Below are 25,272 nucleotides of genomic sequence, written 5' to 3'. Positions count from 1 at the left end.
GTGCTAGCTTTGCGTACCGTCACTTATTGCACTGAAAACGAGGAGACCCCAGGTGGTGCGCTGCGGCAGCTTTGCCGAGGCCGCGCGGCGCCTGGGGACCCCGCCCAACACCTTGAGCCGCCGGGTCCAGCAGTTGGAAGCGCAGTTGGGCACGCGGCTGATGCAGCGGTCCACCCGCAAGCTGTCGCTCACAAGCGCCGGCCAGGACTTCCATGCCCGCTGTGCAGGCGCGGTGGATGGCCTGGTGGACGCCGGTCAGGCCTTGATGTCGGGCAACGACGTGCCCAGCGGGCTGGTGCGGGTGGCCGCGCCAGCCGACTTCTTCGACCTCTTCCCGATGGAAAGCCTGGCGGCATTCCTGGCCGCACACCCGCAGGTGCGGATGGACTTCGTGCTCAGCGATGCACGCGCCGACATCATTGGCGACCGCATCGATGTTGCCATCCGGGGCGGCGTTCTTGAGGACTCGGGCCTGTTCGCCCGCAAGGTGCTGGATGCCGGCCGGGACGGCCTGGTGGCCAGCCCGGCCTACCTGGCGGCGCGGGGCGCACCGGCCCGCCTGGCCGACCTGGTCGACCACGACTGCCTGGTCTTCACCCACCCGAGCGGGCGCGCGGACTGGCGGCTCTCAGGGCCGGATGGCGAGGATGCCGAAGTGCAGGTCAGCGGCCGGTTCAGCGGCAACACGGCCCAGGCCTTGCGCAAGGCAGCGCTGGCCGGTCTGGGCATTGCGCTGCTGCCGTCGACGATGACGCGCCGGGAACTGCGCGCCGGCCTGCTGATCCCGGTGCTGCCCTCGTTCCATCGCAAGGGGCACGGTGTGCACCTCGTCCATGCCAGCCGGCGCCACATGCCATCGGCCGTGTCGGCGTTCATCGCGCTGGTGGCCGACAAGCTCGGCGAACTGGAAGAGAGACCGGTGACGGCGCCTGGCGCACCGGCCTGAGGGTTGGGAAGGCGTTGGCCATCGGCGCTCCTCCAAACCGGGTCCAGCAGGTGCCGGCAGCGCCCGTCGCAACGTCAGCCAGTCACCACTTCATCTCGCCCTTGTTGACCTTGGCGCCGATCTCCAGCGCGATGGCCAGGCCGGCCTCGGGGTAGGCCTTCTTCATCGCCTCGATCAGCGCAGCGCTGTTGGCGGCCTTGGGCAGCTCCTGCTCGTAGCGTGCCAGGTACGTCTGGCTCCAGGCCAGCTGCGCTGCGTCTTGCTTCTGGCCCGGCAGGCTGTGGCCGGGGATCACGACCGCCGGTTGCAGCGCCGCCATGGCCCCCAGTTTCTTGGCCCAATCGGCGCGCTCCTGCACGCTCTGCGCGTCGGCCGTCCACAGGTGCAGACCGGCATACACGTTCACGCCGCCGGCGATGGTCTTGATCGACGGAATCCACACGAAGCTGCGGTGCGGCAGGCTGTCGTCCAGACCGCGGATCTCCAGCGTCTGGTCTTCCAGGGGGATGGTGTTGCCGGCCAGCACGTCGGGCAGGGGCACGGCCTTGGGGGCGTTGGCGCCCATGCGCGGGCCCCAGACCTGCAGCTTGGTGGCCAGGGTGGCCTCGATCTTCTTGCGCGTGGGCGCGGTGGTCACCACCTTGGCGTCCGGGAAGTGCTGCTTCAACACCTCGATGCCGAAGTAGTAGTCCGGGTCGGCCTGGCTGATGTAGATGGTCTTCAGCGTCTTCTTGCTGTCCAGCACCATGGCCGCGATGCGCAGCGCGTCGGCGCGGGTGAAGCCAGTGTCCAGCAACACGGCATCGGTCTTGCCGGCCACCAGCACCGCGTTGACGTGGAAGCTGGCGGCGTCTGCGTTGTAGACCTGCACGGTCAGCGGTGAAGCCGTCTGGGCAGCGGTCTGTGCGGCCGCGCCGGTGGCAACGACGCCCAGCGCCATGGCGGCGGGAATCAGGGCCAGGGCCCAGGTCTTGAAGGTGTTCATCACAAGCTCCATCCGATGGTTGATCGATGGGCAGACTCTATTGAATCGAATCTTGAAGATAAACTTCGATCTAAGAATATATTTGTCAACCTAATCGAATCAATCCATGGACCACCTGGGCGCCATCCGCACCTTCATCGAGATCGCCGACCAGGGCAGCCTGACCAAGGCAGCCGAGACGCTGGACCTGTCGCGCGCCATGGTCAGCCGCCACCTCGACGGCCTGGAGCGCTGGCTGGGCACGCGGCTGCTGCACCGCACCACCCGCCGCGTGGGCCTGAGCGAAGCCGGTGCCGAAGCCCTGCCCCGCCTGCGCCAGATGCTGGACCTGGCGGCCGACCTGCAGGCCGTGTCGGGTGCACGCCGGGCCGAGCCTGTCGGCAAGCTTCGCATCACCACCAGTCTGTCGTTTGCGATGGCCTGCCTCACGCAGGTCATCGTCGAGTTCCAGCGGCTACACCCGCGCATCACGGTGGACCTGATGACCGTGGACCGGGCCGTGGATCTGGTGGCCGAACGCATCGACCTGGCGGTGCGCATCACCAACCGTCTGGACGATGGCGTGGTGGCGCGCAGGCTGGCCGGTTGTCGCTCGGTGCTGTGTGCAGCACCTGCCTACCTGTCGCTGCACGGCCAGCCGAAGCAGGCGTCGGACTTGGCCCATCACGCCTGCATCACCCACGCGTTCGGCAGCCGCGCCGAGTACAGGCTGACCCATGCCGGTCAGGTGGTGGAGCGGGCCGTGTCCGGGCCGCTGTCAGGCAATGAAACGGCCGTGGTGCGCCAGGCTGCGCTGGCCGGCGCCGGCATCGCGATGCTGCCCACCTACTTCGTCGGTGACGACCTGCGGCGCGCCACCCTGGTGCGCGTGCTCCCTGACCACGAGCCCGAGGCGCTGGGGATCCACGCCATCTACCTGTCGCGCCAGCACCAGCCCCTGCCCTTGAAGCTGTTGATCGACTTCCTGGCCGACCGCTTTGGCGGCGACACCGCGCCCTTGGACCAGCCGATCCCCGTGCCTTCGCTCACGCCCCGGCGCGGATCTCGGTCATCAGGTCGCGCTGCAGGATGACCGATGCGCAGAGCGTGGCCCCGACCAGGGCGCCGATCACGCCGTCGGTGGCCACGTCCTGCCCGGTCAGGTAGAGCCCCTGCACGGGGGTGGTCGGGCGCAGCCAGTCCTGCTCGAAGCGCTGTGGCGACGAGGCCACGCCCATGAAGCCGCCACGCTCGCGCTTGGCGAAGGTCTCGTAGGACAGCGGTGTGGAGACCTCCACCACATCCACATGCTGCGCCGCGGCGGGCACGTGCCGGAACAGTTCCTCCAGCAGGCGCTGCTGGATCACGGCCTTGCGCGCCAGGTAGTCGTCGCCGCGCTTCATCCACGGCGTGCCGGCCCAGCGCGCAAAGTGGCTGTAGTCGGTGTAGGCATACATCTCCACCGTGGCGCGGCCTGAGAAGTCACGTTCCCACAGAGGGTCCTTGGTCGACGGAAAGGTGATGAAGTGCCAGGGGAATGGCGCGTCGAAGTCCTGCCGGTGCGCCACCAGGTTGGCTTCCAGATCCGGCCCCGGATGCGACCAGATGTTGGCCGGCGTGAAGCCCAGTTCGGCATGGCTGGCCTTGAAGCCGATGTTCAGGCCGACGATGGCGTAGGTGTCCTCCACCTTCGGCAGCAGCGCCTTGGCCGCCAGCACGCCTGGGCTGCTGCCGTGCAGCAGCCGGCCGAAGGTGTTCTCCACGCCCGCATTGCTGACCACCCGCGGGCAGCGCAGCACCTCGCCCGAGGCCAGGCGCACGCCCTGCACCGCGTCGCCTTCGACCAGCACCTCGGCCACTTCGGCGCTGTGCAGCACCCGCCCGCCTGCGGCTTCGATGATGGGCACCATGGCCTGCGCAAAGGCCGCGCCACCGCCCTCCGGGTAGTGGGCGCCGTGCAGGTAGTGCTTGGCCAGCATGCAGTGCATGGCAAACGAACTCTTGCTGGGCTCGAGGCTGTAGTCGCCCCAGTTGGCACAGATCACGGCGATCAGCTCGTCGTTGTCGGTCAGGCTACGCAGCACCTGCTGGGTGGTCTGGCTGGCATAGCGGCGGAAGTCCTGGCCATGGCGCTGCATCAGCGCCGCGCCCGCCTCGGGCGGCAGGGCCTTGGCACCGAAGTACGGCGCCGACGACTTGGCCACGCTGCCGACCAGGGCCATGTAGGCCTGGATCGCCTGCGCTTCCGCCGGGAAATGGCTGGTCAGGAACTCGGCATAGGCCTGCGGGCCGGCGGGCACGTCGTAGCCCCGGCCGGCGATCACCATGCGGTTGAAGATCGACGGCATCGGCGCCCAGCGCAATTGCCCGCCCGTCACCCGGTTGAACAGCTTCCAGCCGGCGCCGTTGGGGTTGCCCACCTCGCCGATGTAGTGCATGCCCACCGTCCAGCGGTAGCCGTGGCGGCTGTAGGCCTGGGTCATGCCGCCCACGATGGTGTTCTGCTCCAGCAGCAGCACCTTCTGCCCGGCCTGCGCCAGGTGCGAGGCCAGCGCCAGGCCGCCCATGCCCGAGCCGATCACCACGGTGTCGAAGCTGCCCTGGATGCTTTCGTGCCTGCGGTAGGGCGCGCCGATCTTGGCGCTGGCGCGTGTGGTCGTGCTTGTCATCATTTGCTTGTCAGTCGAGGTTGTGTTCGGTGGCGGCCCGGGCGCGCAAGGCCACCTTGTCGAGCTTGCCCACGGCCGTGAGCGGCAACTGGTCCAGGATGGTCAGTTGCACCGGCGCTGCCACCGGGTCGTCCAGCCGCTGGCGGCAAGCGGCCAGCAGCTGCGCGGGGTCGGCCTGGGCGTCGGGTTTCAGGCTGACGAAGGCCACCGGCACCTCGCCAGCGCGGGCGTCGGGCCGCGCCACCACCGCCGCCAGGGCGATGGCAGGGTCGGCATGCAGGGCTTCCTCCACGCCTTGCGGGTCGATGCTGTGGCCGCTGCGCTTGATCAGGTCCTTGGCGCGACCCGAGATCCAGAAGTAGCCGTCGGCATCGCAGTGGCCCAGGTCGCCGGTGTCCAGCCAGCCGGGCGCGGCCAAGGCCGCGGCGGTCTGGGCCGCATCGGCATAGCCCGCAAACACGTTGGGGCCGTTGATCAGCAAATGCCCGTTCTCGCCGGGTGCGCAGTCGGCCAGCCAACGGCCCTGCGCATCCAGCTGCGCCACCTTCATCGCCTGGTAGGGCAGGCGCAGGCCGATCGAGCCGATGCGGCGCTCGCCGCGCAGCGGGCTCAGCGTGGAGATGCAGGTGCCCTCGGTCAGGCCGTAGCCTTCCAGGATCATTAGCCCGGTGCGGGCCTGCACATCGTGCGCCACCTGGCGCGCCAGTGGTGCGGAGCCGCTGATGGCCACGCGCAAGCTGCCGACCCGGGCATCGGCGATCGGAACCTGCAGCAGGCCGGCGTAGACGGTGGGTACGGCGCTGAAGCAGGTGGCGCCGAAGCGCTCGACGATGCGCCAGAAGCCTTGGATCACGCTGGCATGGCGAAAGCCCTGCGGCCCCAGCAGCACCAGGTGGGCGCCGCGGCTGAGCGGCCCCATGCTGAGCGGAATGACCGCATGCACATGGAACAGCGGCAGGCCGATCAGCACCACGTCCTGCGGGTTGAAGCCCACCATCTCGCCCATGCACCACGCCAGGTAGACCTGGTTGCGCTGGGTGTGGGTCGCAAGCTTCGGCGCGCCGGTGGTGCCGCCGGTGTGGAAACGGGCTGTGGGCAAATGCGGGTCTTGCGCTGGGGTGAAGTCCAGGCGGTCACCACGCTGCGACGCGCAGGCCAGATCAAAGTCATGCACTTGCACGCCCGCCGGCATGCCGAGCCCGCCGTCACCACCTACACCGCCGACGCACAGCACATGGCACAGGCCCGGCGCCTGCGCCGCGGCGGCACAGGCACGCTGCCACAGCGCCGGGTTCTGCGCCGGCCCTTCGGTCACCAGCACCGTGCAGCCGCCCGTCACCAGGATGCCGGCCACCGCAGCGGCACCCAGGGTCGGGCTGATCGGACAGACGACTGCCGCGGCCTGGCTGCCGAAGAGCGCCATGTAGGTCTGCGGCAGGTTGGGCAACAGCACGGCCACGCCTGCCGTCGGTTGCACGCCGTGGGCACGCAGCCAATTGGCCAGCCTGCGGCAGTGCTGCAGCAACTGGCCATAGTGCCAAGTCTGGGCGGGCTCGCCCGGGTCACCGTTGGGAAGGAAGCTGAGCGCCGGGCGGTCGGCATGCCGGTCGCCGGCAGCCTCCAGCATCGCCCAGACGCTGCGCGCGGGCAACCTGCTGTCCAGCGGTGCGGCCTGCTCGAAGTCTTCGATGTCGGCCAGCGTGGCCACGCCTTGGCCGGTGGCTGGCGGCTGCACTGGGCTCATGAATGCACAGGCTCCAGCACGCCGCGGATGCCCACTGGGCGCCCATCGGGGTCGAACAGCACGCCGGGGTTCATCACGCCGCGCGGGTCGAATGCCGCCTTGGCGCCCGCCAGGGCCTGTCGCATCAGCGGCGGCACTTCGGTCTCGTAAGCGCTGCGGTGATCACGGCCCACCGCGTGGTGGTGGGTGCTGGTGCCGCCGTGGCGCACCACCGCTTCGTTGCAGGCCAGCTTGATGTCGCGCCAGCGCGCCAGGGCGCTGGCGATGTCGCCGCTGCTGCTGCCGCGCGCGGTGAAGGTGAAATACGGCGCCGGTCCGTCGGGGTAGACATGGGTGAAGCGGCACGACAGCCGGCTGGCATGGCCGGTGACGCGTTCGATGGCGGATTCCACATCCTGGCGCACGCCGTCGTAGAAGGCCTCGAAACGGTCCCAGGTGATGGCGCTCTCAAAGGTGTCGAAGATGGCCCCCAGGCGGGTGGTCTCGTCGCGCCAGTAGGGCATGCGGATGAAGGCGTTGCGCCAGTCACCCGCCGCGCCGCTGCGGTGGGCGGCGGGCTCGCCATCGGCCGGGCGCATGGAATCGGCCACGGCCTGCGGGTCCCAGCGGCCACCGTGGTCCGCCACCAGTTCCAGCGCACGCGCCATCCACGCGTCCAGCGGGTGGTCGGCGGACTCGAAGCCGAGCACCAGCGTCGGGCTCTTGCGGTCGCCCACGCCGAAAAATGCCACCTCGCGGGCATCAAGCAGGCGACAGTTGCTGGGCTGCAGGCCCGATTGCGACAGCGCGCGCACGCAACGCGCGGCGGTGAACACATCGTCGAAGGCCACCGAGGCCGAAGCCCGGAAGGTGGGCCGATCCTGCAGCCGCATCCAGGCCTGGGTGATGACGCCCATCGTGCCTTCGGAGCCGATCACCAAGCGGTCGGGTGCCGGGCCAGCGCCCGAGCCCGGCAGCCGCCGCGTCTCGACCACCCCTGCGGGCGTGACCATGCGCGTGCTCTGCACGAAGTCGTCGATGTGGGTGTACTGGGTGGCGTAGTGGCCCCCGGCGCGGGTGGCGATCCAGCCGCCCAGGGTGCTGAACTCGAAACTCTGCGGGAAGTGCCGCAGCGTGAGCCCGTGCGGCCGCAGCGCGGCTTCCAGGTCGGGGCCCAGCATGCCAGCCTGGATCAGCGCGGCGCGGCTGGCCGTGTCGACCTCCAGCACCTGGTTGAAGTGCTCCAGGTCGAGCGACAGCGTGGCGGCGTAGTCGGGTCCGACCGCTGCCTCCACGCCCCCCACCACGCTGGTGCCGCCACCGAACGGGACGACGGCCACGTTGTTCCGGCTGGCCCAGTCGAGCACGTCGGTGATGTCCGCCTCGGTGCGCGGGAACGCCACCCAGTTGGGCGCTTGCGGCACATGGCGCATCCACATGCGAGCGACGTCGGAGAAGGCCTTGCCGTAGCAGTGCGTGAGGCGGTCGTACGGCGTGGAGGACACTATTGCCGTCAGCGAATCGGGCAGCTTTCCGCGCGGCGAGGCCAGGGTGTAGTCCGCCACCTGGGGCTCGGGAAGCGCCGGGCCCATCGGGCCGAGCGAGCCCAGCAACTGGTGCACGGCGCGCAGTTCGCCGGCGGTCAGCCCGTCGCGCAGGTAACCCCAGCCCCAGAAGCGCCGGGCGGGCTTGGCGGACAAGGTGGTGGTGTCGTCAGGCGTGCTCATTGGTCTACCCTCCGTGCTGCGCACTGCGGGATTCGCGCTTGGGAGCGGCCCAGCAGCAGTTGCCGGTGGGTGGCCTGGTAGTAGGCGTGGTCGAAGCGCCTGCCTTCGGCGTTGGGGTAGCTGACGGTGATGCGGATCATGGAATGTCTCCTTCAGTGGGGGGGCGTTTTCCACGGATTGTGGCGGTTTCAAGTCCGAAGCGCAACACCCGGTTCGATGAACTGAGGATGAAGGTCCGTGGGAGCTGACCAGGGTCTGCGCGAACACCTCCAGCGGCGTATGCCAGTTGTGCGTAGCGCGAGGCCTGGTGTTCAGGCTGTCGGCGATGCTGTCGAGTTCGTCCTGGCTGAAGACGCTGAGGTCGGTGCCCTTGGGCAGGTACTGGCGGATGAGGCCGTTGGTGTTCTCGCAGGTGCCACGCTGCCAGGGGCTGTGCGGGTCGCAGAAGTAGACCTTCACGCCCGTCTGCGCGGCCAGCTCGACATGCCGGGACATCTCCTTGCCCTGGTCGTAGGTGAAGCTCTGGCGCAGCGGCGCGGCGATCGAATTCAGCTTGGCAGAGAAGCCCGCCAGCGCCGAGGCGGCCGTGGCGTCGTCCATCTTGGCCAGCAGCACCAGACGGCTCGTGCGCTCCACCAGCACGCCTACAGAGGACTTGTTGCCGGCTCCCTTGATGAAGTCGCCTTCCCAGTGGCCGGGCATGACGCGGTCGTCCACCTCGGGCGGGCGCACATGGATGCTGACCATGTCGGGGATCTGGCCGCGGCGGTCTTCGCCCCGCGATCGCGACATGCGGGTGCTGCGACCGTGGCGCAGGCAGGCCACGAGTTGCCTGCGCAGCTCTCCCCGCGGCTGGGCGTAGATGGCCGTGTAGATGGTCTCGTGCGAGACGTGCCGCTCGGGTTCGTGGGGGAACACGCGCTTGAGGGTAGCCGCAATCTGCTGCGGCGACCACTTCCAGTCCAGCAGCGTTCGCACCACATCCCAGCCGACGCTGTTGAAGTCGAGCTTGCCCGCAGGACGGGCGGCCACACGCCGGCTCACGCTGGCCAGCTGCGCCGTGCGCGAGCAGTACGGCAAAGCCGTCAGCGTGTTGCGCTCCAGCTCACGCGTGATCGTCGAAGGGCTGCGGCCCAGCGCCCGGGCCATGGCCCGGGCGCTGAACCCTTGCTGCCTCATGCTGGCCATCGTCATCCGGTCCTCGACCTGAAGCTGGCGGTACTGCGTCGTCTGGATCATGTGCACACCTTACGCTGGTGGGTGTTGCACTTCAGATTTGAGGCCGCCTGTGAAAATGCGCGCATCGTCTGACCATGCGACGATGTGCCAAAAACTTGATCTGAGGCGCCAACTGGGGGTTGCCGGGAAATGACCACGCCGCAGACGGTGATTGCCACCTGGCTGCTGGGTGTGGCGGCTCAGTTCGAGCGTCTGGGCATCGCCTTCGACGAATTGGGTGCCGGGCTCGGACCGCTGACGCGTGGCCTGGCAGCGCCGACGCGGCAGCTTCAACTGGTGCAGGTGCGGCGGCTCTGGCAGCGTGCTGCCACCGTCAGCGGCGACCCGCTGCTGGGCCTGCGGGTGGGCGCCGGCCTGCCTTTGCAGGCGATGAACGTACTGACGCTGGTGGTGATGCACAGCGCCACGCTGCGCGATGCGCTGGGCCGTTGCGTGCGCTACCAGCAGCTGGTGAGCAACTCGGGTCGCTTCCGGCTGGTGGCCGTGCCCGGTGGCACGCGCATGGTCTACCAGATCACGCCCTGCCCGGTGCCCATGCACCCGGCCCAGGTGGACTCGCTGTTCGCCGGCTTCCTCACCATGCTGTACCGCTGCATGCCGGATGGTCGACGGCCTGCGGCGGTCGGCCTGCCCGGCACAGACAACGCGCTGCAGACGGTCTACGCACAGCACCTGGAATGCCCGGTCGTGCTGGGCGGGAACGACATCTACATGCAATTCGACGATGCTGTGCTGGACACACCCTGGCCTGCGGCAGACCCAAGCCTGCTGCGCTTGCTGTTGGGCCGCGCCGACGCCATGCGCCAGGCACAAGGGCGCACCGACGTATTGGTGGACCAGGTGATCGCAGCCGTGGCCGCCAAGGGCTATGCCCAGGCCCGGTGCGAGACGGTGGCCCGGTCGCTGGATCTCAGCGCGCGCACGCTGCAGCGGCGGTTGGCGGATTGCGACACCAGTTTCCGGCAAGTGGTCGAGGGGGCACGCATGGGCGAGGCGGTGGCCTTGCTCGCCGATGCGAGTGTGCCGCTGTCGGTACTGGCTGAACGCCTGGGCTACGCCGAGCCCAGTGCCTTCTCGCATGCGGTGCGAGCCCACTTCGGGGTGTCGCCACGGGCCCTGCGCGCCGACATGGCGAAGTCAGGTGCGCAACCGGGCTAACAAGCTGACGTGACGCTGTCGCATGGTTGGTCATCGTCCAATGTGTCTGCTCGTAGGCGCTGATGGACGACTCATCCCCGACATCAATGCCATCAGCATCCCGGTACTGGGCTACCGCCCGCATTGAGCGAGCATCCTGCGACGGGGGGCGCAATGGGGGCTCACGGGCCTCTCACAGGTCCAACGTCAGAACACCGGTAGCGCGCGACACACAGGCGCACATGAGGTCGCCACCAGCGCGGTCGTCTTCGGTCAGGAAAGTGTCGCGGTGCTGCAGTTGGCCACCAGCCACCGGTACCAAGCAGCTGCCGCAGATGCCGGCGCGGCAATCATGCGCAACATCCACACCATGGGCCAGTAGGGCGTCCAACAGCGTCTGCTGCTGGCCCACTACCAGCCGCTGGCCGCTCAGCAGCAAATCCACGGTGAAAGCCTCGTCACCCGCGCCGCCGGGGGCAGCCCCGAACCGCTCATGGTGCACCTGGTCGGCCGGCCAACCCTGGCGCGCAGCGATGCCCAGTGCCGCGTCCAGCATCGCCGCCGGGCCGCACACGTACAGATGGTCGCCCAGCGCGGCGTTGCCGATGCAGCGCTGCATCGCTGCCACGCTGGCGTCCACGTCCAGGCCGACCCAGGCATGCACTGCCAGGCCCCGCAGCGCCTGTAGCTCGGCACGGTATGCCATGGCATCGGGGTTGCGCCCGAAGTAGTGCAGTTCCACCTGCCGGCCAGCACCCACCAGTTCACGCGCCATGCACAGTAGCGGCGTGATGCCGATGCCACCGGCCAGCGGCACCGACCGGTCTGCCTGGGGCGCCAGCGGGAACGCATTGCTGGGACCGTCAATCTCCAGCAGGTCGCCCACCTCCACGGCTTCATGCATCCAGGCCGACCCACCTTGACCGCCACGCAGGTGCAGCACCGCGATCTCGTAGCGCAGGCGGTCTTGCGTGCTGCCCACCAGCGAGTAAGAGCGGGTCGTCGCCAACCCGCTGCCCGGACTCACCCGCACTTTCAAGTGCGCCCCGGCCTCGAAGGCCGGCAACAGCCCGCCCGCCGGGTCGACCAGTTCGAAGGCGCGGATGTCGGCGGTCAGCGGCCGGATGGCCTGGACACGGAGCTGCACGCTGTCAACCCTGCGCACGGCCCAGGCGGGCACAGATGGCGACCGCCTCGTCCATCATCGACGCCACCACCTCGCCGGCGGGCCGGATGTCGTGCACCAGCCCGGCGCCCTGGCCCATCAGCCAGGGCATCTCTTCCCAGTCGGCTTCGGTCTCGGGCGTGGGCAGGATGACGTTGAACTTGTTCATCGGCATCGGCTGGCCGTACAGCACGGTCTTGCCCACCACCGGCAGGCCGCTGCGCTCGGTCGGCACCTCGGCCAGGCGGTGGTTCCACTCGGCCACGACGCGGTTTTTCTGCAGCCGCATCGGGTTGAAGAAGGGCATCTCGGGGCCGAATATCGAGCTGAACACCGTGTCTTCGCCCTTGGCCGCGACGATGCGGCGCTTGTGCTCGTCGTGCACCGCTGCCTCGACCGTGGCCACCATGCGGGTGCCAACCCACACCGCATCGGCCCCCAGCGCCAGCGCCGCAGACACACCACGGCCGTCGCTGATGCCCCCTGCGCCCAGCACCATGGCGCGACCGCCCACTGCGTCGACGATGGACGGCAGCAGCACGAAGATCGGCAGGCCCGGGCCATTGGGCAGGCCTTGGTAGTTGTGGCCGCCGGCCTCATAGCCCTGGGCGACGATGGCTTCTGCCCCCGCCTCGACGGCGCGCAACGCGTCGTCGGCGCTGCCCACTTGTTCCCAATAGGCCACGCCGGCCTCGCGCAGCAGCGCGCGGTTTGCGTCCGACGGATGGCCCCAGTGCCACGAGACGATGGGAACGCGCTCTTCGGCGCATACCTTCACCTGCGCATCGTTGTCGAAACAGGTGATGAAGTTGACGTTGAACGGCGCGTCGGTGGCCGCGCGGATGGTGCGGATGTACTCACGCAGCAACTCGGGCGGCGTGAAGCCCACGCCCAGCGCGCCGATGCCGCCGGCCTTGCACACGGCAATGGTCAGCGCGGGTGTCATGCCGGCGAAGGCCATGCCGGCGCAGGCAAAGGGGTGGCGAACGCCGTAGCGCTGCGTGAAGCGGGTGGCGATGGACGGGGTCGGGGCCATGCAGTTCTCCTTCAGGGTGGGGTCAGGTGGCGTCAGGTGGGGGCGTGCAAGGTGTCGCCCGGGCGCAAGGTGCCGCTGCCCAGCAGCTCGACGTACACACCCATGTCGCCGTGGCGGAAGTTCTTGATCAGGGCCTGCGGCACACCCAGGTCACGCGCACCGGTGGCGGGGTCGACGTTGGTGGCCGCGCAGCGCCGGGTGCGCAGCACGCCGCGCGCCGGGAGTTCACCCAGGCGCAGCTCCTGGTCGACCCAGGCCAGTTCTTCCCAGGCCTGGCCGCCGTCGTAGTAGACGTTGGCGCGAAAGCGCAACTGGTCCAGTTCTCTACCCATGCGGGCGCCCAGGTCGCGCACGCTGGCCAGGTTGATGAGGGACACGGACTGCATCAGCGTGGGCGACACCACGCTGACGTCGGTGAAACGGTGACTGCCGGCCTTCACCACCTGCGGGCTGCCCTCCAGGCGGCCGCCCAGGTAGCTGACGAAGTAGGCACTGGCGCGCGCCAGGTCGGCCTCGTCGTCCAGCGCCAGATCCAGCGCCGTGCCATCGGGCGCCTGCACCGCAAGGCGGCGGCCGTCGTCCGACACCTTCGTGCGCAACGCGGCCAACTGCTCGTGCTGCATCAGCATCAGGAAGTCGGTCTTGGGGCGCGGGGCGTACTGTGCGGCGTCGTAGGTCCAGCGTCCGTTGGTGACGGCCCATTCGCGGTCGCGCGGGAAACCCAGGCCCGCATGCAGTGGCACGGCCTGCAGCGGTTCCGGCGACAGGCCCTTGACGGGATAGCGGTACAGAGCGGTGATGGTTCTCATGGCGGTTCCGGTGTCGGTGGTAACAAGGGCTGCAGTGCGGCGGCGATGGCCAGCAGACGACGGTCACTGCCCTGCGGGCCGTCGAGCATCAGGCCCACCGGCAGCCGGTCGTCCTGCTCAGTCACGCAGCCGGCTGGCAGGCTCACGCTGGGCAGGCCCACGATGCTGGCCGGCCCGCAGTGGCGCACGTAGGTGTCAAAGGTGGGCCAGCGCCGGTCGTCCATCTGCACCGCCTCGTCTTCGCCAATGCGCGCGGCCGGCAGCGGCGTGGTGGGCAGGACCAGCGCGTCCAACGCATGCCGGGCGATTGCGCCGGCCCAGGCGGGCCGCAAGCGGGTGCGCACCTCGGCCAAAGCGGCTGCGTAGGCGGCCGCGTCAGGCCCGCCGCCTTGGGCCAGGTGGTTGAAGATGGCACGCACGTCCGGGCTGCCGATGGCGCCAGCCAGTTGATGGATGTCGAACGGCAGGCCGTGGTCGGCGAAGTAGGCCCTCAGGGACGGCAGGTTCTCGTGCATCGCCACCGTGAGCGCGACATGCCCGACAGCGGCCAGGTCGACGGCCATGGCCATCGGCACCAGGACCACGCCCGCCGCTGCCAAGCCTTCCAGGGCATCTTGTAGCTGGGTGGCCAGACCCGCGTGCAGGTCCACCCAGAACTCGTGGGGCACGCCCAAGCGCAGCCCGCGGGGCGACAGAATCTGCAACCGCGGGTCTTCGCCACAGACCACGGCGTCCAGCAAGGCACAGTCGGCCACGCTGCGTGCCATGGGCGCTGCGGTGTCACGCGAGGGCACGGAGATGGGCACCACGCCGCGAGCGGGCCAGCGGCCGGTACTGGGCCTGAAGCCCACCACGCCACACAGCGCCGCCGGGATGCGGATGGAGCCACCGGTGTCGGTGCCCAATCCCACCGGCGCCAGTCGCGCGGCAACAGCTGCCGCCGTGCCGCCGCTGGAGCCCCCGGCAATGCGCCCGGGCGCGTGCGGGTTGCGCACTGCGCCATAGGCAGCGTTGCCACTGGTCACACCCAGCGCGAACTCGTGCAGATTGCTCTTGCCCAACACGACGGCGCCTGCCGCCCGCAACGGCGCCACGCAGTCAGCGTCGCGCAACGGCCGGTGTCCGGCAAGTGCAGGGCTGCCGGCGGTGCAGGGAAAGCCGACAACGTCGATGTTGTCCTTCACCACCATGGGCAGGCCATGCAGCAGCCCCCGGCGCCCTGCGGGCACATCGTCGGCCAGCCGCGCCGCATGGCGCACTGCGTCCGCGTCCACATGGGTCATGGCATGCAGGCCGGCGCGCGCATGCATGCACCGCATCAGGGCTTGGGCATACTCCAGGGCACCGAGGTCACCACGCCGTAGCAAGTGCAGGGCGTGGGAGGCGTCGAGTGCGGCCAATTCGGTGTCGGTCATGGTTCCGCGAGGATAGGAGCGGCCCGGCGCCGTCCGGCATCCTCAAGAATGACGATCCCGGCGGCCGTGGGGGTTCGCCCCGTGGCGGAGTGCAGCGCCTGTGGACTATCCTGGCGTCACTCTTGCTTGGGTACTTCCATGTACTTGCGTGCACAACGTGTGCTGCACCTGCAGCGCGTGATCGAGTTGATGGCCACGCCCATGCCGGGCAACGAGCTTCGCCGCGCATTGGGCGAGCCCATGCTGGGCTTGCTGGAAGCCGACTTCTATGCATCCTATGTGTGGGACGAACCGACCCGCCGCTTCGTGCAGGGCGTGGCGCTGAACCTGAACCCGGTTCACGGCCAACGCTATGAGGAGTGCTTCCAGTTCGATGACCCCCTGACGCCCAGGCTGCTGGCTCGGCGGGCACCCACGCGCGCCACGGACGTGCTGCCGCAGAGCGAGCTGCAAGCCACCGGATTCTTCAATGACTTCCTACGGCCAGACGGCCTGTACTGGGGCGTGAATGCCTATGCGCATGACGGCCTTCGACATCTGGGCGACCTGCGCATCTGGCGCCGCCGGTCCCGCCCGAACTTCGATGACGACGACCTGGCGGCACTGCGCATGGTCTACCCGGCACTGGTCCAGGCACTGGCCCGCAACCCTGGCATCAACTTGCCCCTCTCGGTTCCAGCCGACGAGTCCTTGAAGGACAGACTGGTGCGATTCGGCAAGTTGTCCAAACGCGAGGCCGACGTGGCGGCTCTGGCCTATGAGGGGCTGGCCGACAAGGACATCGCGCGGGCCCTGGGCATCGGGTTCACGACGGTGAGAACCCATCTCGCCGCCGCCTTCCGCAAGCTGGACTGTGACGGCCGCAATCGGCTTGCGCATCGAATCGGACAACTGCCGCTGCATTGACGGGCAGTTGGCACAGGCGCGTGCTTGCCGCCTCGCAATCCGTTTGGAAATGTTTGAGTTCGCGCTTCAACTCGCGTTGCGCATGGCTGGGTGAAAGCAGGTTGGTTGCGAGACGATAACTGGGCGCCGACGAAGTCGGGGTCGAGAACTGCAACGTGGACGCCTCCTTGGCCAATCGACTGTCGGCTATCTGGCGGCATCCCGAAGGGCGGCTTATGGCCGGCTCCCGGTAGCCACGAACGCCTGCTTCGTGGATGCGAAACCCAAAAGAGCCCTGCCTCAGAGTCTGGCAGCTTTGGAGAAGCCCAGCAGACAGGTTTGGGTCGGTTCCGGCCAGCCAACTTGACGAACAGGCCGCCATAGACCGGTCATTGGCCTCCGGCCCGATGCACGCCGGGGCGCAAGTACCGTCAGTTCGAAGCAAACTCGTCGCCCAAGATCGCGGCGATGTCCTGGCGCTCGCCCAGCAGCCGGACCACATCCAGGTACTCCCCGAGTTCGAAGTAGCACCAGAGCAGCGGGAACTTCGAGACCCGCCAGGTCCGAAGCCCTGGAATACCAAGGAGCTTTCCGAGCGTCGGCGAGCCGATCCCTGGGTCGAGTTCGATCTGGTCAAGCGCGGCGTTGGTGGCGTTGGCCAGCTTCACGGCCACGCGGGTGCCACCCTCCTTGCGGTAGTAACGGACTTCGCCCTGCTGATCGCGCAGCGCCTGCGGGCGCAGAACTGCAGGCTTCAATCGATCTCGCCGCGAGCGATCGCCAGAAGTTCCTTCTCGTCCGCCTTGGTGCGACGACGGCCGGGACCGGATGCCAGCCCTTCTTCGATGAGATCGCGAAGCCTTTTCTTGGCCTGTTCCTCCTGGTCGCGCCGGACCAAGTCGCGGATGTACTCGCTCGTGTTGCCGTAGTTGCCATCGGCGACCCGGTTGTCGATGTACTCCCGCATCGACTCGGGCAAGGCGAAACTCATGGTTTGGCGACTCATGGCGAGATCTTGGGCGGTTTGACAACGGTTGTCAACTCGCCTCGCTGACCGCGTTTCTCCAGGTCCAGGGATGCCGAAGCGTTCCTCGTCAGGAAGCCATCCGAGTTGCCTGGCCCGGCGTGCGCTGGATCAGCGCCGCAGCAAATTTCTCGACGCCGAATTTCATCGTGCCGCGGAAGTTGATGTGCGAGAAGTGAACTGGGCCGATGCGGCGCAGCCAGTCGTCGTCGACCGGGATCCCGTCTCGCTTGAGTCTCTCGACCACCTCATGCATCCGGGCGGTGTTCCAGGCCAGAACAATGTTCGTCAGCAGGGCGTGCGAACCGGAGATCGCCTTCATCTCGTCGCGACGCCTGCCACGCTCGGGCGCTACCTTGCCTGAGTACACGGCGCGCTGCAGCTGATGCACCGACTCACCCCGGTTCAGCAAGGTATGGATCTCGCGCCGGAAGTCCTCGATGCCGATGTAGTCGCACAGGAACACGGTTCGCAGCAGTCGGCCCAGGTGCTCCGCGGCCCGGTGCAGTGGATCCCCCTGAGCGGCCGACCCGAAGCGCTGCAACGCCAGCGTAGCGGAGACACGTCCCGAACGGATCGACGCCACCAGGCGCAGCAATTCATCCCAGCCGCGTTCGATGGCGGCCAGAGACACGCGCCGGACGGTGACCACTTCCAATCCATCGGGGACGGTGAATCCACGAGGCAGGTACAGCTTGCGTTCGGCCAGATCCCGCAGGCGGGGGCACAGATCAAAGCCCAGCAGCTTGGCGATGGCCATCGCCGGATTCGTGTAGCCGTGGGTGTCGACCGCCAGCAGCGAGATCCGAATCCTGTCTGCGGCGCTGTTGTGCTGCTCAATGCCCTCGATGGCGACGCCGGCCTGTCGTTCGTTGAGCACGATGGGCTGGTCGTAGACGATGCCCCAGCGGTCGCGCACGTGGGTGTACAGGCCAGCGGCATACGTACGCCTGCGCGGATCGACACGCGCGTTCCACAAGTGGCGAGACACGTCCAGCGACATCATGTCCGCTGACGCCTTATCGCCCTCGCCCCACAGTGCCGCTATGGGAATCCGGCTCTGGAACTCGGCCACGCGCTCACTGGCTCGGCGCAAGCGGCCGCTGCCTTCCAGGGCGCGCATGGCCACGGTTACTTGCGTGGGCTCCACGCCGGGGATCATCGACGCCACGCCCTTGGCATCCGCATCGGTACCGTGCGCCAGCAATGCGCCGTACAGGGCCACGAGCTCGTTGGTGGACTGTGCGCGGTGGCCGAGCAGTGCTTCGCTGTACCCGGTGGCGGCATCCACTTCCAGCAGCATGTCCGGGAACTGCACGTTGCCGATGACGTTGTAGATGGTTTCGCGCGTGCGCACCGGCTCGGCTTGATCCGGCAGTGCCGTGATCGCAGGCAGATGGAGCATGCCGTCGGCGCCGATCTCGATCTTGCCGCGCCGCTGGGCCTCTGCCACCGCCGACATGCCCGCCATCAGGTTCGCCAGCAATGGCTCCAGGAAGTCGGCCGCCGACTTGGGCATACCCAGCAACTCGGCCTGTTCGTCCCGCTGCACGGCCCAGTCCGCGAGCGGGATGAGCATCTGGTCTCGCTCCCGAAAACTCAGCGAGTGGTCCAGCCAAACGCTGCCTCGGCGCAGGCTCTTTCGCAGCGACATCATCGTGCAGGCCTCGTACGCACGAAACCCTGAGCGAGGGTCCAGATCGCGGACCAGGCCGTGCCAAGCTGCACCCACATCCGGCAAGGCCAACCCGTCCTTGAGTTCGGTCACGCCCTGGCGGTGCAACTCCGACCATGCCTTCCACTGCTCGTAACCCGGATCGCTGGCGCGGCCGCCGAAGTCCAAATCTTTCAGCGCTCCCAGGCAAGCGCGCACACGCTGGCTGTCTTCCGCCAAGGCCTTGCGAACCAAGGACACGAAGCTGCCGCTGGCGGCTTCGCCGAGCTCGGCGAGCAGTTCTCTGGCTTCCAGGACTCGCGCCTGCCAAGTCTTGGATTCGTCGTGCAGGACGGATCGTGCCTTGGCCGCCTGCTGGATCAGGCCTGTTGTGCCCCGGACACGGTTTGACTGGGCCTTATCCGCTGCCTCGCGGAACAGTTGCTGGCTGCGCCGGCTGGTCTGCAAGAGGGCGACGTCGGTGAGCTCGAGCAGGGTCACCCGCAGGAAGCAGATCAACTCGATCAGCTGGCGCGATGGCTTGATCTCTCGCGTCTTCACAGGGCGCCTGGCCTGGACCTGACGGGCATAGGCCTGCTGCTTGGCCAGCGATACGGCTCTCAGGTTCCAGTCGTGTGCACCGAGCTCCTTGAGGTAGCGGACCTTGTCGACGGTTTCGGTCAGAGTGCTGGGGCCGTGACGCTTCGACGGGGTCTTCAGCCACTCCAGGTGCGTCGTGTCGGTGTCCGGCCGAGCGCTGTATGCGGCGTCGACAACTTTCTGGGCCGCTGCCGGTGGCACGGCGGCATTGACCGCGCCGAGGATGTGCGCCTCCACCGCGGCAAATGCGTCACGAGCCCAGTCCTGCAGGCGGCGCGCTCCTGGGATCAGGATGCGCCGCGTGAACAACCAGTGGCTGGCCGCCTGGACCAGGTCATCGGCGTGGGAGGCGTCGGCTGCTTGGGCCAGCAGGGCCGCGGTCAGCGCGGCTTCGTCGTCGATCTCAAGTTCGCGCAGGCCAAGGTAGGTCTTGGCCCAGAGCTGATGCTTGGAGAGCGTCTGCCGGCGCTTGTAGATTGAGCGTAGGCTGGCAATGGACGGCGGCGACACAGCCAGGACCTGGGCGGTGTGCCGAAGGAGGTTTCGGGGTAGCACGTTGAAACCGTCGAGCGGTCGGCCAGCCACGCGCATGAACATGAGCATCAGTGCGGCGGGCAGGCGGTGGTCGCTGCGGAACTGCTCCCGGATGGCCACCACGTCCGCCGAGCTGAGCGTGAAGAACTGCTCCCGGTCGAACTCACTCAGGCGAGGCGGCAAGGCCTCCTGGCCGACGAAGCGCAGGGCGAAGGCGGGCATGGCAGTGGGCAGCGGCAGGTGGGCGCTCAATGTACCGCCACGGCCGCCGCCAAGGCGGTCGGGCGCTCATCTTGCGGGGGTGGCAACCGCCCGGAACCCGCATGGATACTGGGTTTCAAGCCAAAGCGCACCAATCTGCACGAAAAGTACGACTACCCCCAGTTGGCGACCCGCTGCACCGCGCTGCAGAACACCTTGGGCGCCTGCTGCGAACGCTGTTTCTGTGCGACTACCTGGCCATCCCGGACTATCGGCGCGAGATACACACCCTGCTCAACCGGGGCGAGTCGGTGCATCAGCTGCAGCGTGCCATTCATGGCGGCCAGGTGGCCCCTGAGCGTGGCCGCCGGCGGCAAGAGATGGCGGCCATTTCGGGAGCTCACGCACTGTTAACCAACATCGTGTTGGCGTGGAACACGAATCGCATGGACACAGTGGTGACGAAGCTCAACCGGGATGGCGTCGGCATCGAGGAGGACTGGCTGCGGCGGATTGGCCCGGCGCACTTCTCGCACATCAACTTCCGTGGGACGTTCCGGTTCAACGTCGAGCGGTACGCGGACGTGCTGGTTGAGCGCACCGCCGGGCTTGGTGCGGCCAAGCCTGGCCGGTGAGACCCGCGGCCACGTGCCGAAGGCCGCTGTGTCCGCGATGCGATGTTCAGCCGACCTTCAGGGGTCACTGGTGACGGTCAGCCTGCGGCCCGGACCCCAGCCAGCTGCCCAAACGGCGACGCAGCAGCGTGAAATCCACCGGCTTGGTCCAGTAATCGTCGAACCCGGCGTCTCTGGCGCGCTGCATCTGGTCAGGCATGGCATCTGCGCTGAGCGCCACCACTTTCAGGCTGGCCGTGGACGCCGCACTGCGCAGCTGCTGCAGCAAATCCATCCCCGAACCGTCAGGCAGGTGCATGTCCAGCAGCACCAAATCGGGTTGCAACGAACGCGCAGCGGCCAGGCCTTCGGCCAGATCCACCGCCAGGTGCAGGCGCAGCGGTGGCGTGCGCGCCACGAACTCGCGCATCAGCAGGCCATTGACGGGGTCGTCTTCCACGTACAGCAGCAAGGCCGGTGGTAGCTCCGGTGCGGCTGTCGAGCCGCCAGACTCCGGCCCTGCCAACGCACCGAACAGGCTGTCGGTCGAGGCCTCGGCGGATGCTGCCCTGTCGGCTGCTTCAACCATCGGCAACTCGACGGCAAATGTCGAGCCGTGCCCGGGACTGGAATCCAGGGTCAGCTGCCCGCGCATGGCGCGAACGAGTTGACGGCTGATCACAAGGCCCAGACCCGTACCCGCGGTGGCACCGCTTGCTTCAGCGCCGCGCTCGAAAGGCTTGAACAGGCGTGCCTGCTGCTCGACGGTGATCCCCGGGCCGTTGTCGCAGACCTCCAATCGAAGCGGCCCACCCGTCAGGATCCGCAACCGCAACGTCACCCGTCCGCCCTCAGGCGTGTACTTGCAGGCATTGCCCAGCAGGTTGATCAGGACCTGTCGCAGTGCGCGCTTGTCGGCGCGCACCCACAGTTTCGTCTCGCCATCCACGGGCGCCCCGTCTTCATCCAGGCAGGCCAGCGACTGGCCCCGCAGCAGGGCCTGCGGCCGAACCATCTCCACCATCTGCCGAGCCACTTCAGCGGCGTCGATATTCTGCAAGTCGACTGCAAAGTGCCGGGCTTCGACGCTCGCGGCGTCAAGCACGTCATTGACCAGCCCCAGCAGGTGACTTGCCGCCCGATGCACCTGCTGAATCCACGGCCCCCAGGCGTCCGGCGACGGGTACGTGACCGTGGCTGATGCCCTGCCCGAGGCGGAGACAGGTCGCGCTGCCTCGCCCTTCAACGCTGCCTGCATCAGCTGCGTGAAGCCCAGAATCGCGTTGAGCGGCGTGCGCAGTTCGTGGCTGATGCGAGACAAGGCATCGGCACGGGCGCGCGCCTCGCGCTGGGCGCGATCACGCTCGCGCTGTAGCCGCTCGCGCTCCTGGCGTTCGAGCACCTGCGGTGTCACATCGGTGGCCAAGCCATGCCACAGCACGCTGCCGTCATTGTCGCGCTGCGGTGACGAGTGGGCAGAGATGTGCCGTTCCCGGCCGCCGGCAAGACACACCCTGAACGTGGCCTGCCAGGGTTTCAGATCGGCCAGCGACGCCTCGATGCTGCGCTGGATGCGGGGGAGATCGGCCGGGTGGATGCGGTCGAACACCGGCTGGGCATCGGCGAAGGCCAGCGCTGGCGATACCTCGAACAACGTCTGCAGACCGTCCGTGGTGAACGGGAAGCTGGCCCGCTCTTGGGCGTCTACCCGGAACTGGTACAACATCCCTGGCACCTCGGCCACCAAGCTGCGCAGTCGCTGCGCCTCGGCATCGCGCGCCTGTTCGGTCAGCACCTGATCGGTGATGTCGCGCGCGGTGCCGCGCAGCCCACCTTGCCGTTGTCCCGTGGGGTGGACTGGCACGCCGGACAGCGAGATCCAACGATGACCACTGGGCGACGCCACCACGATGGTGGCCCGACTGAAGGCCCGGCCACGCTTGAACAATTCGCGCAGTGACATGGGCGGTGACAGCGGCTGGCCCCGAGCATCCAGCAACGGACCATCGGGCAGTGGCTGTCCCAGTTGCGCGGACATGCTGCGCCCCATCGCCATTTCGTAGCCGGCGGACAACCACGCTACACACCCCGCCGCGTCGGTTTCCCACAACCAGTCGCCCGACGCGGCACCGAAGTCGGCCAGTCGCTCGCGTTGCAGCGAGAGCCGGGATCGATTGAGACGCTCGGTCAGCAGGCTGCCGGCTGCCTCCGCCAGAGCCCGGATCATGTCGCGTTGCGACGCGTTCAGCGACAGGGGCTCGGTGTGGATGAGGCACAGCGTGCCCAGGCGAACGCCATGCACCAGCAGCGAGTGCCCGGCGTAGGACCGGATGCCGGGTGCGCCGACGACCAGCGGGTTGTCGGCAAAGCGGGGATCGGCCTGCGCGTCGGGGACCTCGAAGAGCACATCGCCGTGCACCAGCGCGTGGGCACAGAACGCCTGCTCGCGCGGCGTCTCACAAACCGTCAATCCGTCGCGGGACTTGAACCATTGCCGCCGCGCATCGATCAGGCTGATCAGCGCGATCGGCCAGCCGGTGGCCAGGCGCGCAGCGCGCGTCAGGGCATCGAATCCCGCTTCGGGCGGGGTGTCCAGCACGTCCAGCTCGGCCAGCAACTGCAGGCGTTGCGCCTCGTCGGACGAGGGCGGCGCAAACATCATCGGGCCGACTCCCGGGACGGCGGGTTCTGACCTGCGGGTGCACCGGCCGGCAGCACCAAGGTGAACTCCGATCCCACGCCGCGCTCGCTGACCACCTCGATGTCGCCGCCCATCATCCGCGCCAGCCGAAGGCACAAGGTCAGGCCGATCCCGCTGCCGGGCTGCATGCCCCGCTCACGGCCCAGGCGCTCGAAGGGCTCGAACGCGCGCTGGATCTGGCCTGCGTCCAGACCCTGACCGGCATCACGAACCCAGATGCGTACCGTCTCACCGTCCTGGGTCGCACCCAGGCCAACCTCCTTGTCGCTGTACTTCAGCGCGTTGGTCAGCAGGTTCAACAGGATCTGACGCGTGCGGGTCGGATCGGCCCAGAGCTTCAGGCTCATCGGCATCTGGACACGGATGCGGTCACCTGAGCCCTCATGCTGCTGCAGCCATGCGCGACATTCGACGAGGAAGGTCGCCACTTCGAGCGACACGGGCCTCCAGCGCAGCCGGCCGGCATCTGCGCTGGCCAGATCGCTGAGGTCGTCAAGCAAGGCAGTCATCATCTCGGCGGCGTTCTGGATGTGCAGGGCGGCAGTGGCGGGACCCGGACCCGTCCCGGGCGTGCCGAGGCGAAGCAGCTGCGCAAAGCCCCTGACGGCGTTGAGCGGGTTGCGCAACTCATGCGCCAGCGTGGCCAGCAGCTCGGCGCGGGTGCGGGCCACCAGTTCGGCGTCGGCCAGGGCGCGTGTTTGTGCTCGAGTCGTGACCTCACCCGTGATGTCTCGATGGGTGCCGACCAGGGCCACCGCGTTGCCCTGGGCGTCGAGTTCGGGAACGCGGTCCGATTCGATCCACAGCGCGCGTCCGTCGGGGCAGCAGATGCGAAACTGCGCCGGCACCGTTTTTTTCGCTGAACGGAAGAGTTCTGTCGCCAACTGTTGCACCCGTGGGCGGTCTTCGGGATGCACCAGTTGCAGCCAGGACGCGAAGTCCAGGCGGGAGGCGTTGCGTGGCAAGGCGTAGAGCCTGCGCATGGGCTCGTCGAACTCGAACTCCTGCGCTGCAAGGTCGAATCTGAAAGTGCCTGCACGCAGCGCCTTCAAGGCCAGCGCTTGCTGTGCGGTCAGGCGACGCAGCGCGATTTCGCGCTCGCGCTGGGTGGTAACGTCGATGAGCACGCCGATGATCTCGGCGGCCACGCCGCCGGTGCGCTGAACGCCCAGGCGCCGTGTCAGCAGGTGCCGAACGGCGCCATCTTGATCGTGAACGCGATACTCCAGCTCGATGACATCGCGCTCGTACCTGGCGCGTTCACGGGCCGACAGGACGGCGGGACGGTCTTCGGACAGCACCCTCGCGAGGATCTCGTCCGCGCGGCTGCGATCCTGCTCGTCGACGGAAAACGGGTGCTGCCCTGACGGCAACCACTCGACGGCTCCGCTGCCCAGGTCATGGCGCCAGAAGACCAGCTGGGCCGCTGGCGCGGCGAGCTCCAGGGCCTGCAGAAGCCGCGCCCGCTCCGCGCTCACTGTGTGCTCGGACGTGGTGTCGATCAGGACCCCGGAGACCAAGGAACCGCTGCGTCGCCAGAGTGAGCGCAGCTGACGTTCCCCGGCAGGGCTGGTCAAGGTGTAGGCCACCTCACCCTGCGTGGCGCCGGCTGCCAGCTCGGCCGGGTAGCGCTGCAGCGCTTCCCGGTCGAGGCCCGTCAGCCGCTGTTCGGCCTCGTCCAGCGTGAGCACAGGCTCGTCGTTCCCGACGCCCCAGATGCGCCGGCAGACCGTGTCCCAGTGCCCGCGGCCGCTCAGCATGTCGCGCTGCCAGAAGCCGATAAGCCCGAGATCCTGCAGCAAGCCCATGCCGGTGCCCCGAGAATCAGCGGCTTGCTCGCCGACACCCGTGTCCGAGAGCATGCACACGAAATGGGTCAACCCAGCCTGTTCGTGGCGCACCGGTACCAAGTCCAGGCGCCCGCAGGGCGAGATGCCTGCCGGCGTGCGGCGGAACATCTCCAATCCCGTGCAGGGCAGGCTCTGAGCGACGGCAGCCCGCGCGCGTTGTGCGACCGTCGCGTCGTTGCCTGGCACCAGGAACGAGGTCCAAGGTGTCGAACCGCGGAGTTCGCTGGGTGCCCAGCCGGTGTCGTGCACGAACTTGTCGTTGACCCAGACCATCCGCCCGGCAGCATCGGTCACGGCCACCGCGAACCCGCTCAGACCAGCCAGCCAGAGCAGGGATTCGGGCAGTCGTTGCATGGGCTGATCCGCGTTGGTTGCCGGC

General features: G+C 68.2%; 18 protein-coding genes and 1 pseudogene. 5 read left to right on the top strand and 14 right to left on the bottom strand.

Features of this window, described 5'->3' with window-relative positions:
* Nucleotides 1-52: 52 nt before the first annotated feature.
* The gene (locus ACE3RX_RS20305; RefSeq protein WP_374486785.1) at nucleotides 53-946 is read left to right on the top strand and encodes a LysR family transcriptional regulator; all 894 of its coding nucleotides are present in this window, start codon (nucleotides 53-55) and stop codon (nucleotides 944-946) included.
* Between the two features lie 82 nt (nucleotides 947-1,028).
* On the opposite strand, the gene ACE3RX_RS20300 is transcribed toward ACE3RX_RS20305, so the two are convergent.
* Entirely contained in the window at nucleotides 1,029-1,931 is a 903-nt protein-coding gene (locus tag ACE3RX_RS20300) for an MBL fold metallo-hydrolase (protein WP_374486784.1), read from the bottom strand.
* 106 nt (nucleotides 1,932-2,037) lie between these two features.
* On the opposite strand from ACE3RX_RS20300, the gene ACE3RX_RS20295 reads away from it, so the two are divergent.
* Nucleotides 2,038-3,003, top strand: coding sequence for a LysR family transcriptional regulator (locus tag ACE3RX_RS20295; RefSeq protein WP_374486783.1), 966 nt, complete (start codon nucleotides 2,038-2,040; stop codon nucleotides 3,001-3,003).
* Here the strand turns inward: ACE3RX_RS20295 and ACE3RX_RS20290 are convergent.
* The 4 genes and pseudogenes from ACE3RX_RS20290 to ACE3RX_RS20275 form a co-directional block, all read right to left on the bottom strand.
* Nucleotides 2,957-4,582, bottom strand: a complete 1,626-nt coding sequence (locus ACE3RX_RS20290) for a phytoene desaturase family protein (protein WP_374486782.1) — start codon at nucleotides 4,580-4,582, stop codon at nucleotides 2,957-2,959. The genes ACE3RX_RS20295 and ACE3RX_RS20290 overlap by 47 nt on opposite strands.
* Before the next feature lie 7 nt (nucleotides 4,583-4,589).
* Nucleotides 4,590-6,323: an acyl-CoA synthetase gene (locus ACE3RX_RS20285; RefSeq protein WP_374486781.1), complete on the bottom strand. Its 1,734-nt coding sequence runs from the start codon at nucleotides 6,321-6,323 to the stop codon at nucleotides 4,590-4,592.
* The gene (locus ACE3RX_RS20280; RefSeq protein ID WP_374486787.1) at nucleotides 6,320-8,296 is read right to left on the bottom strand and encodes an FAD-binding oxidoreductase; all 1,977 of its coding nucleotides are present in this window, start codon (nucleotides 8,294-8,296) and stop codon (nucleotides 6,320-6,322) included. The genes ACE3RX_RS20285 and ACE3RX_RS20280 overlap by 4 nt, the downstream gene beginning before the upstream one ends.
* Nucleotides 8,279-9,268: pseudogene (locus tag ACE3RX_RS20275) on the bottom strand (IS30 family transposase); the annotation flags it as partial. The gene ACE3RX_RS20280 and the pseudogene ACE3RX_RS20275, both read right to left, overlap by 18 nt.
* Nucleotides 9,269-9,397: 129 nt before the next feature.
* On the opposite strand from ACE3RX_RS20275, the gene ACE3RX_RS20270 reads away from it, so the two are divergent.
* Nucleotides 9,398-10,426, top strand: a complete 1,029-nt coding sequence (locus tag ACE3RX_RS20270; RefSeq protein WP_374486780.1) for an AraC family transcriptional regulator ligand-binding domain-containing protein — start codon at nucleotides 9,398-9,400, stop codon at nucleotides 10,424-10,426.
* 172 nt (nucleotides 10,427-10,598) lie between these two features.
* On the opposite strand, the gene ACE3RX_RS20265 is transcribed toward ACE3RX_RS20270, so the two are convergent.
* From ACE3RX_RS20265 to ACE3RX_RS20250, 4 genes are read right to left on the bottom strand one after another with little or no spacing between them, the layout of a single operon-like run.
* Nucleotides 10,599-11,552: a 2Fe-2S iron-sulfur cluster-binding protein gene (locus ACE3RX_RS20265; RefSeq protein ID WP_374486779.1), complete on the bottom strand. Its 954-nt coding sequence runs from the start codon at nucleotides 11,550-11,552 to the stop codon at nucleotides 10,599-10,601.
* A gap of 4 nt (nucleotides 11,553-11,556) precedes the next feature.
* Nucleotides 11,557-12,606 carry an NAD(P)H-dependent flavin oxidoreductase gene (locus ACE3RX_RS20260; RefSeq protein WP_374486778.1) on the bottom strand — a complete coding sequence of 350 codons (1,050 nt, stop codon included), beginning with the start codon at nucleotides 12,604-12,606 and terminating at the stop codon, nucleotides 11,557-11,559.
* Nucleotides 12,607-12,638: 32 nt separating this feature from the next.
* On the bottom strand, nucleotides 12,639-13,415 hold the full coding sequence (locus ACE3RX_RS20255; RefSeq protein ID WP_374486777.1) for an MOSC domain-containing protein: 777 nt from the start codon (nucleotides 13,413-13,415) through the stop codon (nucleotides 12,639-12,641).
* Nucleotides 13,412-14,830, bottom strand: a complete 1,419-nt coding sequence (locus ACE3RX_RS20250; RefSeq protein ID WP_374486776.1) for an amidase family protein — start codon at nucleotides 14,828-14,830, stop codon at nucleotides 13,412-13,414. Before ACE3RX_RS20250 ends, ACE3RX_RS20255 begins: the two co-directional genes overlap by 4 nt.
* 138 nt (nucleotides 14,831-14,968) lie before the next feature.
* On the opposite strand from ACE3RX_RS20250, the gene ACE3RX_RS20245 reads away from it, so the two are divergent.
* A complete protein-coding gene (locus ACE3RX_RS20245; RefSeq protein WP_374486775.1) occupies nucleotides 14,969-15,736 on the top strand; it encodes a LuxR C-terminal-related transcriptional regulator in 768 nt (255 codons plus the stop codon).
* Between the two features lie 410 nt (nucleotides 15,737-16,146).
* Here the strand turns inward: ACE3RX_RS20245 and ACE3RX_RS20240 are convergent, their stop codons facing one another.
* The 3 genes from ACE3RX_RS20240 to ACE3RX_RS20230 form a co-directional block, all read right to left on the bottom strand.
* On the bottom strand, nucleotides 16,147-16,473 hold the full coding sequence (locus ACE3RX_RS20240) for a type II toxin-antitoxin system RelE/ParE family toxin (protein ID WP_374486774.1): 327 nt from the start codon (nucleotides 16,471-16,473) through the stop codon (nucleotides 16,147-16,149).
* Nucleotides 16,470-16,721 carry a type II toxin-antitoxin system ParD family antitoxin gene (locus ACE3RX_RS20235; RefSeq protein ID WP_374486773.1) on the bottom strand — a complete coding sequence of 84 codons (252 nt, stop codon included), beginning with the start codon at nucleotides 16,719-16,721 and terminating at the stop codon, nucleotides 16,470-16,472. Before ACE3RX_RS20235 ends, ACE3RX_RS20240 begins: the two co-directional genes overlap by 4 nt.
* A gap of 88 nt (nucleotides 16,722-16,809) precedes the next feature.
* Nucleotides 16,810-19,749 carry a Tn3 family transposase gene (locus ACE3RX_RS20230; RefSeq protein WP_374486786.1) on the bottom strand — a complete coding sequence of 980 codons (2,940 nt, stop codon included), beginning with the start codon at nucleotides 19,747-19,749 and terminating at the stop codon, nucleotides 16,810-16,812.
* 29 nt (nucleotides 19,750-19,778) lie between these two features.
* Here ACE3RX_RS20230 and ACE3RX_RS20225 point away from each other — a divergent pair, with 29 nt between their 5' ends.
* Nucleotides 19,779-20,363 carry a Tn3 family transposase gene (locus ACE3RX_RS20225; RefSeq protein ID WP_374486772.1) on the top strand — a complete coding sequence of 195 codons (585 nt, stop codon included), beginning with the start codon at nucleotides 19,779-19,781 and terminating at the stop codon, nucleotides 20,361-20,363.
* Between the two features lie 64 nt (nucleotides 20,364-20,427).
* On the opposite strand, the gene ACE3RX_RS20220 is transcribed toward ACE3RX_RS20225, so the two are convergent.
* Both ACE3RX_RS20220 and ACE3RX_RS20215 read right to left on the bottom strand, forming a co-directional pair.
* Nucleotides 20,428-23,004, bottom strand: coding sequence for an ATP-binding protein (locus tag ACE3RX_RS20220; RefSeq protein ID WP_374486771.1), 2,577 nt, complete (start codon nucleotides 23,002-23,004; stop codon nucleotides 20,428-20,430).
* Complete coding sequence (locus ACE3RX_RS20215; protein ID WP_374486770.1) at nucleotides 23,001-25,247, bottom strand: ATP-binding protein; 2,247 nt, start codon at nucleotides 25,245-25,247, stop codon at nucleotides 23,001-23,003. The genes ACE3RX_RS20220 and ACE3RX_RS20215 overlap by 4 nt, the downstream gene beginning before the upstream one ends.
* Between the last annotated feature and the right edge of the window lie 25 nt (nucleotides 25,248-25,272).

Source organism: Zoogloea sp., assembly GCF_041914405.1.
In the GTDB taxonomy this organism is placed as follows: domain Bacteria; phylum Pseudomonadota; class Gammaproteobacteria; order Burkholderiales; family Rhodocyclaceae; genus Zoogloea.
This window is presented reverse-complemented; position numbering and strand designations above follow the sequence as displayed.

Excerpts from the sequence above, each read along its gene's own strand:
- ACE3RX_RS20300 (WP_374486784.1), bottom strand. The coding sequence starts at position 1,931 with ATGAACACCTTCAAGACCTGGGCCCTGGCCCTGATTCCCGCCGCCATG.
- ACE3RX_RS20295 (WP_374486783.1), top strand. The coding sequence starts at position 2,038 with ATGGACCACCTGGGCGCCATCCGCACCTTCATCGAGATCGCCGACCAG.
- ACE3RX_RS20290 (WP_374486782.1), bottom strand. The coding sequence starts at position 4,582 with ATGATGACAAGCACGACCACACGCGCCAGCGCCAAGATCGGCGCGCCC.
- ACE3RX_RS20285 (WP_374486781.1), bottom strand. The coding sequence starts at position 6,323 with ATGAGCCCAGTGCAGCCGCCAGCCACCGGCCAAGGCGTGGCCACGCTG.
- ACE3RX_RS20270 (WP_374486780.1), top strand. The coding sequence starts at position 9,398 with ATGACCACGCCGCAGACGGTGATTGCCACCTGGCTGCTGGGTGTGGCG.
- ACE3RX_RS20260 (WP_374486778.1), bottom strand. The coding sequence starts at position 12,606 with ATGGCCCCGACCCCGTCCATCGCCACCCGCTTCACGCAGCGCTACGGC.
- ACE3RX_RS20255 (WP_374486777.1), bottom strand. The coding sequence starts at position 13,415 with ATGAGAACCATCACCGCTCTGTACCGCTATCCCGTCAAGGGCCTGTCG.
- ACE3RX_RS20250 (WP_374486776.1), bottom strand. The coding sequence starts at position 14,830 with ATGACCGACACCGAATTGGCCGCACTCGACGCCTCCCACGCCCTGCAC.
- ACE3RX_RS20245 (WP_374486775.1), top strand. The coding sequence starts at position 14,969 with ATGTACTTGCGTGCACAACGTGTGCTGCACCTGCAGCGCGTGATCGAG.
- ACE3RX_RS20235 (WP_374486773.1), bottom strand. The coding sequence starts at position 16,721 with ATGAGTCGCCAAACCATGAGTTTCGCCTTGCCCGAGTCGATGCGGGAG.
- ACE3RX_RS20230 (WP_374486786.1), bottom strand. The coding sequence starts at position 19,749 with ATGCCCGCCTTCGCCCTGCGCTTCGTCGGCCAGGAGGCCTTGCCGCCT.
- ACE3RX_RS20225 (WP_374486772.1), top strand. The coding sequence starts at position 19,779 with ATGTACCGCCACGGCCGCCGCCAAGGCGGTCGGGCGCTCATCTTGCGG.
- ACE3RX_RS20220 (WP_374486771.1), bottom strand. The coding sequence starts at position 23,004 with ATGATGTTTGCGCCGCCCTCGTCCGACGAGGCGCAACGCCTGCAGTTG.
- ACE3RX_RS20215 (WP_374486770.1), bottom strand. The coding sequence starts at position 25,247 with ATGCAACGACTGCCCGAATCCCTGCTCTGGCTGGCTGGTCTGAGCGGG.